The organism is Streptomyces sp. NPDC031265, from assembly GCF_055570295.1.
This window is the reverse complement of record NZ_JBVIHM010000024.1, coordinates 130,427-139,407: the sequence shown is the minus strand read 5'-3', so window position 1 is coordinate 139,407 and position 8,981 is coordinate 130,427. Positions and strand designations below refer to the sequence as shown.

The 8,981-nt window shown below is 71.0% G+C and carries 8 protein-coding genes; 5 read left to right on the top strand and 3 right to left on the bottom strand.

Annotation, left to right across the window (positions count from 1 at the left end; translation table 11 throughout):
- The first annotated feature begins 225 nt into the window (after positions 1–225).
- Complete coding sequence (locus tag ACZ499_RS30110) at positions 226–1,398, top strand: ABC transporter substrate-binding protein (RefSeq protein ID WP_468679396.1); 1,173 nt, start codon at positions 226–228, stop codon at positions 1,396–1,398.
- A 52-nt stretch (positions 1,399–1,450) separates the two neighbouring features.
- The gene (locus tag ACZ499_RS30105) at positions 1,451–1,981 is read left to right on the top strand and encodes a hypothetical protein (protein WP_468405811.1); all 531 of its coding nucleotides are present in this window, start codon (positions 1,451–1,453) and stop codon (positions 1,979–1,981) included.
- 27 nt (positions 1,982–2,008) lie between these two features.
- Here the strand turns inward: ACZ499_RS30105 and ACZ499_RS30100 are convergent, their stop codons facing one another.
- Together ACZ499_RS30100 and ACZ499_RS30095 are read right to left on the bottom strand one after the other, a co-directional pair.
- On the bottom strand, positions 2,009–2,713 hold the full coding sequence (locus ACZ499_RS30100; RefSeq protein WP_468679390.1) for a glycerophosphodiester phosphodiesterase: 705 nt from the start codon (positions 2,711–2,713) through the stop codon (positions 2,009–2,011).
- A gap of 20 nt (positions 2,714–2,733) precedes the next feature.
- Complete coding sequence (locus tag ACZ499_RS30095) at positions 2,734–3,765, bottom strand: adenosine deaminase (RefSeq protein ID WP_385544028.1); 1,032 nt, start codon at positions 3,763–3,765, stop codon at positions 2,734–2,736.
- Between the two features lie 136 nt (positions 3,766–3,901).
- On the opposite strand from ACZ499_RS30095, the gene ACZ499_RS30090 reads away from it, so the two are divergent.
- A complete protein-coding gene (locus tag ACZ499_RS30090) occupies positions 3,902–4,606 on the top strand; it encodes a DUF4190 domain-containing protein (RefSeq protein ID WP_468679389.1) in 705 nt (234 codons plus the stop codon).
- 766 nt (positions 4,607–5,372) lie between these two features.
- On the opposite strand, the gene ACZ499_RS30085 is transcribed toward ACZ499_RS30090, so the two are convergent.
- Positions 5,373–5,927, bottom strand: coding sequence for an NADAR family protein (locus ACZ499_RS30085; RefSeq protein ID WP_468679388.1), 555 nt, complete (start codon positions 5,925–5,927; stop codon positions 5,373–5,375).
- A 181-nt stretch (positions 5,928–6,108) separates the two neighbouring features.
- Between ACZ499_RS30085 and ACZ499_RS30080 the strand changes: the two genes are divergently transcribed.
- Entirely contained in the window at positions 6,109–7,626 is a 1,518-nt protein-coding gene (locus ACZ499_RS30080) for a gamma-aminobutyraldehyde dehydrogenase (protein WP_468679395.1), read from the top strand.
- Between the two features lie 79 nt (positions 7,627–7,705).
- Positions 7,706–8,947, top strand: a complete 1,242-nt coding sequence (locus ACZ499_RS30075) for a polyamine ABC transporter substrate-binding protein (RefSeq protein ID WP_468679387.1) — start codon at positions 7,706–7,708, stop codon at positions 8,945–8,947.
- Positions 8,948–8,981: the final 34 nt, after the last annotated feature.

Sequence of the window (8,981 nt, the reverse complement as noted above, 5' to 3'; positions counted from 1 at the left end):
CTAAAACCACCCCCCCCCCCCCCAACGGGTGCGCCCGCAGCAGGACCCCCCCCCCCCCCCCCCCCCCCTTCTTTGTCCCCCCCCCCCCCCCCCCCCCCCACCACACGTGTGTGCGGGGGCCGTTACGGTCGACAGGGTGTCGGGCCTGCCGCGTACGGCTGTACGCAGCGTCCATTGCCCCGTACCGCCGCGCCCCGGCATCCTTCCGGGGTGCGAGCGACCCCCATGAACCCCCTCTCCCGCCGCCAACTGCTGCGCGCGCTCGGCGGTGGCGCCCTGGCCACCGCGCTGGCGGGCTGCGGAGTGCCCGCGGCGTACGTCGGACCCGGCGAGCGCGCGGCGAGCGACCGCTCGGCCGAAGACCACCGGCTCACCTTCGCCAACTGGCCGCTGTACATCGACACCGACGAGGACGACAAGTCGAAGCGGCCCACCCTCGCGGCGTTCACCAAGGCCACCGGGATCTCCGTCACCTACACCGAGGAGATCAACGACAACGACGAGTTCTTCGGGAAGATCAGTCCGGCCCTGATGAACCATCAGGCGACCGGCCGGGACATCGTCGTCGTCAGCGACTGGATGGCGGCCCGGTTCGTCCGGCTCGGCTGGGTGCAGGAGATGGACCGCTCCCGCCAGCCCGGCGTGGCCAAGTACCTGGATCCGCAGCTGACCTCGCCCGCCTTCGACGAGGGGCGGCTGCACAGTGTGCCCTGGCAGTCCGGGATCACGGGCATCGCGTACAACAAGAAGAAGCTCGGCCGCGAGCTCAAGCACACCGGTGACCTGTGGGACCCGCGCCTGGCGGGCAAGGTGACGCTGCTGTCCGGGCTCGACGAGTCGTTCGCGCTGCTGATGCGGGGCGACGGCGTCGATGTGACGCGGTGGACGGCCGACGACTTCCACCGGATGTGCGACCGGGTCGAGAAGCAGGTGCACAAGAAGCAGATACGCCGCTTCACCGGCAACGACTACATCAAGGACCTCTCCACCGGCGACGTGCTCGCCTGCCAGGCGTACTCGGGCGATGTGATCCAGCTCCAGGCGGACAACCCCGACATCGAGTTCGTGGTGCCCGAGGAGGGCGCCGAGCTGTGGGCCGAGTCGATGATGATCCCCAACCTGGCCCGCCACAAGGCCAACGCGGAAGCGCTGATCGACTACTACTACGACCCGCACGTGGCGGCGGAGCTGGCGGTCTGGGTCAACTACGTCTGCCCGGTCCCGGCCGCCCGCGAGGTCCTCGCGGCCTCCAAGGACAAGGACCGCGCGGAGCTCGCCGAGGACCCGCTGGTCTTCCCGGACGCCGAGATGCGCCAACGGCTCGCGATCGCCCGGGACATCACGTCGGAGGAGCGGGTGGAGTTCGCGAGGAGGTGGAACGCCATCGTGGGGCTCTAGGGGGTCGGGGATCAGATTTGAACACGTTCAAACCGCAGCGTAGGCTGCGGTCATGAGCGAGCGAAGAGCTGTCCTCGTGCGGCGCATACGCCTGTGGCTTGTCGTCTTCATCGTCGGCCTCGTACTGAGCGGACTGACCGCGTTCCCGCTGGTGCACGAACTGCACTGGACACAGAGCCTGTTGCGTTCCACACCGGCGGGGGACTGGTTCCCGGGCCTGACGGGCTGGATCGACAGGGTGCGCGAAGGGCTCGACGCGACGGACGCGGAGTACCCCTTCGTCCTCTACGGAACGGACTGGCTGGCGTTCGCACACCTCGTGATCGCCGTCGCCTTCTACGGGCCCTACCGCGATCCGGTGCGCAACATCTGGGTGATCGAGTTCGGGATGATCGCCTGCGCCGGGATCATCCCGCTGGCGCTGATCTGCGGGCCAGTGCGCGGGATCCCCTTCTGGTGGTCGGTGATCGACATGTCGTTCGGCGTGTTCGGGGTGATCCCGCTGTACGTCGTACGCCGGAAGATCAAGGAGCTGGAGGCGCTGACGGCGCCGACCGCGACAGGGGCACCGGCGCCGGTGTGAGTCAGGGGCGGGTCGGCGGGCCGAAGGTCAGCCGGCCCCCGTCCCACCCGTGCCCTCCGCCAGGACCGCGCGCAGCGCGTCCACCCGGTTCGTGGTGACCGCGTCCACGCCCTGCCCGATCAGCCGCCGCATGGTCCGCCTGGTGTCCGCCGTCCACACGGACACGAGCATCCCGTCGCGGTGGATCCGCGCGGCCAGCTCCGGACTCATCAGCCCGAAGCGGTAGTTGAGCCAGCGCGGCTTCACCGCCGCGATCAGCTCGGGGCGGGGCGGGACCGGCCTCGTCCACGTCAGGGCGGTCTCGGCGGACGGGTCGGCGGCGCGGACCTTCAGCATGGTGGCGGCGCCCGCGCAGTAGTACACACGGTCGCCCGCCCCGCACTCCCGCACCATCCCCACGACCGCGCGCACCGCAGCCTCCGTCGCACCGGGCAGATCGATCATCACCCGGTGGGCGCCCGCCGCCGTCAGGGCCGCGCGCAGGGTCGGGACGCCGGATCGGGTCAGCTCGCGCACGTCCTCGTACACGAGGGAGGACAGCGGGCGGTCGTGGCCCCACAGCCGCTCCAGCGTGTCGTCGTGGAGCAGTACGGGGACGCCGTCGCGGGTGAGCCGTACATCGATCTCGACCGCGTCCGCGCCACGCTCCAGCGCCGAGTGGATCGACGGGAGCGTGTTCTCGCGGACGCGGTACGGGTCGCCGCGGTGGGCCACGGCAGTCACGGTGCGCATGGGCCCATTGTCGTCGGGCGTTACGGCGCCAGCCACTTGGTGGTGTAGTCGTCGATCTCGGCCGCGAGCCTCGTCTTGCCCGCCTCGTCGAGGAAGGACGCCTCGACCGCGTTCTTGGCGAGGCCGGCCACGCCGCGCTCGTCCAGCTCCAGGAGGCGGGCGGCGACCGCGTACTCGTTGTTGAGATCGCTGCCGAACATCGGCGGGTCGTCGCTGTTCACGGTGACGAGCACGCCCGCCTGCACCATCTCCCTTATCGGGTGCCGGTCGATGTCGGCGACGACGCGGGTCGCCAGGTTGGACGTCGGGCAGACCTCCAGGGCGATCCGGTGGTCGGCGAGGTGCCTGAGGAGGTCCGGGTCCTGGGTGGCGCTGGTGCCGTGGCCGATGCGCTCGGCGCGCAGGTCGCGCAGGGCGTCCCAGATCGACTGCGGGCCGGTGGACTCGCCCGAGTGCGGCACCGAGTGCAGTCCGGCGGCGATCGCCTGGTCGAAGTACGGCTTGAACTGCGGGCGCGGTACGCCGATCTCGGGGCCGCCGAGGCCGAACGAGACCAGGCCCTCGGGGCGGATGCCGTCGGCGGTGGCGAGCCGGGTCGTCTCGGCGGCCGCCTCCAGACCGGCCTCGCCCGGGATGTCGAAGCACCAGCGCAGCACCGTGCCGAGCTCCTTCTCGGCCGCCTTGCGGGCGTCCTCGATCGCGTCCATGAAGGCGCGCTCGTCGATGCCGCGGCGGGTGGAGGAGAAGGGGGTGATGGTCAGCTCGGCGTACCGGATGTTCTGCCGGGCCATGTCACGGGCGACCTCGTACGTGAGAAGCCGCACATCTTCCGGGGTGCGGATCAGGTCGACGACGGAGAGGTAGACGTCGATGAAGTGCGCGAAGTCGGTGAACGTGAAGTAGTCCGCGAGGGCCTCGGGGTCGGTGGGGACCTTCGAGTCGGGGTGGCGGGCGGCCAGTTCGGCGACGATACGGGGGGAGGCCGAGCCGACGTGGTGCACATGGAGCTCCGCCTTGGGCAGGCCCGCGATGAACGGGTGCAGGTCGGTCATGGTTTCCTCCGCAGGCTGTCGGCTTCGCTCTTCGGGGATCATGTTAGGCCGGGCGGGTCCCCCGGATCCCGTGGATCCCCCGGATCCCGCCGAGGGCGGGAGCTTTAGCATGTCGGAACCACGATGGGGGAGGCCCATGTCAGACAACCGCGATCAGCCGTCCGGGGGCGCCGAGCCCGTGGACCCGTGGGCACCGCCTGAGCGGAAGGTTCCGCTGGAGAAGCCGGTGCGGCCGGGGCACCCGGTGCAGCCGGTGCATGACCAGCCGACGGTGACGTCTCTGCCGGCGGCCGGGGCGGAGCCGGCGGACGCGGCGGGGCCTGGTCCTGGTCCTGGTCCAGTGGGCGGGCCCGGTTGGGGTGGGCCGGTGCCGCCGCCCCCGACCGCGCCGGGCGGTCCCGGCCAGGCGGTCCCGGGCAGCTACGGCTACCCCGCGTACCCCGGCTATCCCGACTACGCGTCCTACGGCTACGGGCACCCCGGCTGGACCGGCATGGGCGCCCCGCTCAACGGCTTCGGCACCACCGCGCTGGTCCTCGGCATCGTCTCCGTCGTGCTGTTCTGCATGTGGGGCCTCGGGATCATCCTGGGCGTCCTCGCGCTGATCTTCGGGTTCCTCGGGCGGGGGCGGGCCAAGCGGGGCCAGGCGACGAACGGGGGGCAGGCGCTGGCCGGGATCATCCTGGGGGCGGTCGGGATCGTGGTCAGCGGGGTGTTCCTCGGGCTGATGATCTGGGCGGTCATGAATGACGGTGACTCGGACAACTCGTCGACGTACGACGACCCGTTCGCGACGTCGCTGGTTGTGAGGGGTGGGGGCCCCACCCCGCCCCTCCCCTAAACCCTCCGGGGGTGGGTGGGGGTGGAGGCGTCTCCTGGGGGCTGCGCCCCCGGACCCCGTTGGCGGGGCTCCACCCCCCGCACCCCTGGCGGGGCCTGCGGCCCCTGCACCCCGCTTCGGGGCTCCGCCCCGGACCCTGGCGGGGCTGCGCCCCTGCGACCCCCTGGCGGGGCTGCGCCCCTGCGACCCCCGGGCAGGGCTGCGCCCCTGCATCCCTCACCCCTGCACCCTGCACCCCGCTTCGGGGCTCCGCCCGGACTCCGTTCGTCTGCAGATCGTCTGTGGCTGGTCGCGCAGTTCCCCGCGCCCCTGAAGGGGCGGGAGCTTCGCTCCCTGCCTCCGGCTCATGAAACGCCGGAGGGGCTGAATTTGCCCGGGCCCCGTTCTGCCGCAAGGGGCGCGGGGAACTGCGTGACCCGGTCCCAGGCCCGCAGGTGAACCCGAACTGGAACCCGCCCCCTCCGGCCCGCAGGTGAGCGGGAGCTGCCCGGCCCCTCCGGCCCGCAGCCGAACCGGGACTGCGGGACCCGCCCGCACCGGCCCGCAGGTGATCCCGAACCGGGACCCGCCCGCACCGGCCCGCAGGTGAACCCGAAATGGAACCCGCCCCCACCGGCCCGCAGGTGAGCGGGAGCTGCCCGGCCCCTCCGGCCCGCAGCCGAACCGGGACTGCGGGACCCGCCCCCACCGGCCCGCAGGTGAACCCGAACCGGGACCCGCCCCCACCGGCCCGCAGGCGAAGCCCACACACCCCCCGCCGCGCGCCCTAAGCGCCCGCGTCCCCCAACCTCCCCCGCGCCTCCATCAACGCAAACCCCAGCAAATTCTCCCCCCGCCACTTCGACGGGTCCTCCGCCTCAGGCGCGTCCGCCGCCAGGCCTATGCCCCAGATGCGGTCCAGGGGGCTGGCCTCCACCAGGACCCGGTTGCCCGTGGACAGGAGGTAGGCCTTCAGCTCGGGGGACTGGCCGAACTTGTGGAGGCTGCCCGCCACCACGATCCCGTACCGCTCCCGCTTCCACACCTCGTCGTCGAAGTCGCGGACCAGGCGGCCCGCCTTCTTCGCCGCCGCCGGGCTCGTCGCGGTGAGCGCGGCGCGCTCCGCCGCCGCGTCGCCGAACAGGCGCGCCTTGGCCGCCATCATCCAGTGCTCGGCCGTCGCGTACGCCACGCCGTCCGCCTCGAACGGCGACGGCCACCACTGGCTGAAACAGCTCGGGCCGAGCGTCCCGTCGCGCCGGGGCGTGTGGCCCCAGAAGTGGAGGAACTTGACCCTTTCACCATCCTTGACCTGCGCGATCAAATTGTCGATCTTCTCCATACACGCGAGTCTGGCATCCGCCACTGACACTCCGTACGGGTATTTACAGCCGGACCCGACACATGGTCGACAGATTCCGTCGCGTAACCAAAAGGCAACAACGGAATCACTTGTTGGTCGGGTGCCGCTCTGTCAGGATCGGCACTCAAATCGAGCTGGAGCTACGGAGGCCGTGAGCGAGATGGGCAACAGCAACAGCAGTCGCTTCCCGGCGCAGGACCGTTTCGAAGGCGGCGCCCAGTACATCGGCGGGCGGTTCGCCCCCGGCACCTCCGGGCGCAAGCAGGATGTCGTCGACCCGGCCACCGGCCGCGTCGTCCACACCTATGAGCTGGCCGGCACGGGAGACGTGGACGCCGCCGTCGCCGCCGCCAAGGACGCCTTCCCGGGCTGGGCCGGCGCCACCCCCGCCGAGCGCTCCGACGCCCTGCACCGCTTCGCCGCCGTCCTCGCCGACCGCGCGGAGGAGTTCGCGCAGGCCGAGTCGCTCCAGTGCGGCAAGCCGATCAAGCTCAGCCGGGAGTTCGACGTCCCGGGGACCGTCGACAACACCGCGTTCTTCGCCGGGGCCGCCCGCCACCTCCAGGGGCAGTCCGCCGGGGAGTACTCGGGCGACCACACCTCGTACGTCCGCCGCGAGGCCATCGGGGTCGTCGGCTCCATCGCGCCCTGGAACTACCCGCTCCAGATGGCCGCCTGGAAGGTGCTCCCGGCGATCGCGGCCGGCAACACCATCGTCCTCAAGCCCGCCGAGATCACCCCACTCACCTCGTTGCTCTTCGCCGAGGCCGCCAGTGCCGCCGGGATTCCCGACGGGGTTGTCAACATCGTCTCGGGCGCCGGGCGCGATGCCGGGGAGCACCTCGTCGGGCACCCCGATGTCGTCATGACCTCCTTCACCGGGTCCACCGCCGTCGGCAAGCGCGTCGCGGAGATCGCCACCGCGACCGTCAAGCGGACCCATCTGGAGCTCGGCGGCAAGGCGCCCTTCGTCGTCTTCGACGACGCCGACCTCGAAGCCGCCGTCCACGGCGCGGTCGCCGCCTCGCTCATCAACTCCGGCCAGGACTGCACCGCCGCCACGCGCGCGTACGTACAGCGTCCGCTCTACGAGGCGTTCGTCGCCGGGGTCGCGGACCTGATGGCGAGCGTCCGGGTCGGGGACCCGTTCGACCCGGCCACCGACCTCGGCCCGCTGATCAGCCACGTCCACCGCGACCGGGTCGCCGGCTTCGTCGACCGCGCCCGCTCCTACGCCCGGATCGTCACCGGCGGCGCGGCCCCGAAGAGCGAGGGTGCCTTCTATCTGCCCACGCTCATCGCCGGTGCCCCGCAGGACAGTGAAGTCGTCCAGTCCGAGATCTTCGGGCCGGTGCTCACCGTCCTTCCCTTCGACTCCGACGACGAGGGCATCCGGCTCGCCAACGACACCCCGTACGGTCTCGCCGCCTCCGCCTGGAGCCGGGACGTCTACCGGGCGGGCCGCGCCACCCGGGAGATCAAGGCCGGGTGCGTCTGGGTCAACGACCACATTCCGATCATCAGCGAGATGCCGCACGGCGGCTACCAGGCGAGCGGCTACGGAAAGGACATGTCGGCTTACTCCTTCGAGGAGTACACGCAGGTCAAGCATGTGATGTACGACAACACGGCGGTCGCCGCGAAGGACTGGCACCGCACGATCTTCGGGGACCGATAAAGCATCCGATCAGCGGCGCCGCCGCGTGGCGGCCGTCCGACCAGCGGCCGCCACCTCCACCCGAAAGGGCACACAGCGCATGGAGCAGTACGAGCCGGACCGCCTGTCCGGGGCCCAACTGGCCGCCATACAGCGCAGCCTGACCAGCGGCCGGGGCGCCCTGACCCGCCGTTCGCTGATGCGGGCCACGGGCTTCGGCGCACTTGCCGTCGGCGGCCTCGCCGGGTGCGGTATCCCGGCCGCCAAGAAGGCGGACGGCCAGGCCCCCGCGTCGACGGACCACTCGGCCAAGGAGAAGGTGATCAACTTCTCCAACTGGACCGAGTACATGGACGTCAGCGACGACAAGAAGCATCGGCCGACGCTGGACGCGTTCACCAAGCGGACCGGCATCCAGGTCAAGTACACCGAGGACATCAACGACAACGTCGAGTTCTTCGGCAAGATCAAGCCGCAGCTCGCAGCCGGCCAGGACATCGGCCGGGACGTCATCGTCGTCACCGACTGGCTGGCCGGGCGGCTCATCCGGTTCGGCTGGGCGCAGAAGCTCAACGCCTCGAACCTGCCGCACGCCTTCGCCAACCTCTCCGCGCCCTTCCGCACCCCCGACTGGGACCCGGGCCGGGCCTACTCGTACCCCTGGACCGGCATCCCGACCGTCATCGCCTACAACTCCAAGGCGACCGGCGGGCGGACCGTCGACTCGGTCACCCAGCTGCTCGACGACCCCTCGCTCAAGGGGCGGGTGGGCTTCCTCACCGAGATGCGCGACACCGTCGGGATGACCCTGCTCGACATGGGCAAGGACCCGGCGAAGTTCACCGACGCCGACTACGACGCGGCGATCGGGCGGCTCCAGAAGGGCGTCGACAAGAAGCAGATCCGGCGCTTCACCGGCAACGACTACACAGGTGACCTGGACAAGGGCGACCTCGCCGCGTGCGTGGCGTGGGGCGGGGACGTCACCCAGCTCCAGTCCGACAACCCCGACATCAAGTACGCGATCCCCGCCGCCGGATACATGCTCTCCAGCGACAATCTGCTGATCCCGGCGAAGGCCCGGCACCAGTCCAACGCCGAGCGGCTGATCGACTACTACTACGAGCCGACGGTCGCGGCCCAGCTCGCCGCGTACATCAACTATGTGTGCCCGGTCGACGGCGTGCGCGACGAGCTCACCAGGATCGACCCCAAGCTGGCCGAGAACACGCTGATCCTGCCCGACAAGGCCATGGCCGCCAAGGCGCACTCCTTCCGCTCGCTCAGCAGCGAGGAGGAGACCAAGTACGAGGAGAAGTTCGCCAAGCTCATCGGCGCCTGACCCTCCCCCAAGCTCTTGAAGAGCAGGGGCCCCC

Excerpts from the sequence above, each read along its gene's own strand:
- ACZ499_RS30110 (WP_468679396.1), top strand. The coding sequence starts at position 226 with ATGAACCCCCTCTCCCGCCGCCAACTGCTGCGCGCGCTCGGCGGTGGC.
- ACZ499_RS30105 (WP_468405811.1), top strand. The coding sequence starts at position 1,451 with ATGAGCGAGCGAAGAGCTGTCCTCGTGCGGCGCATACGCCTGTGGCTT.
- ACZ499_RS30100 (WP_468679390.1), bottom strand. The coding sequence starts at position 2,713 with ATGCGCACCGTGACTGCCGTGGCCCACCGCGGCGACCCGTACCGCGTC.
- ACZ499_RS30095 (WP_385544028.1), bottom strand. The coding sequence starts at position 3,765 with ATGACCGACCTGCACCCGTTCATCGCGGGCCTGCCCAAGGCGGAGCTC.
- ACZ499_RS30090 (WP_468679389.1), top strand. The coding sequence starts at position 3,902 with ATGTCAGACAACCGCGATCAGCCGTCCGGGGGCGCCGAGCCCGTGGAC.
- ACZ499_RS30085 (WP_468679388.1), bottom strand. The coding sequence starts at position 5,927 with ATGGAGAAGATCGACAATTTGATCGCGCAGGTCAAGGATGGTGAAAGG.
- ACZ499_RS30080 (WP_468679395.1), top strand. The coding sequence starts at position 6,109 with ATGGGCAACAGCAACAGCAGTCGCTTCCCGGCGCAGGACCGTTTCGAA.
- ACZ499_RS30075 (WP_468679387.1), top strand. The coding sequence starts at position 7,706 with ATGGAGCAGTACGAGCCGGACCGCCTGTCCGGGGCCCAACTGGCCGCC.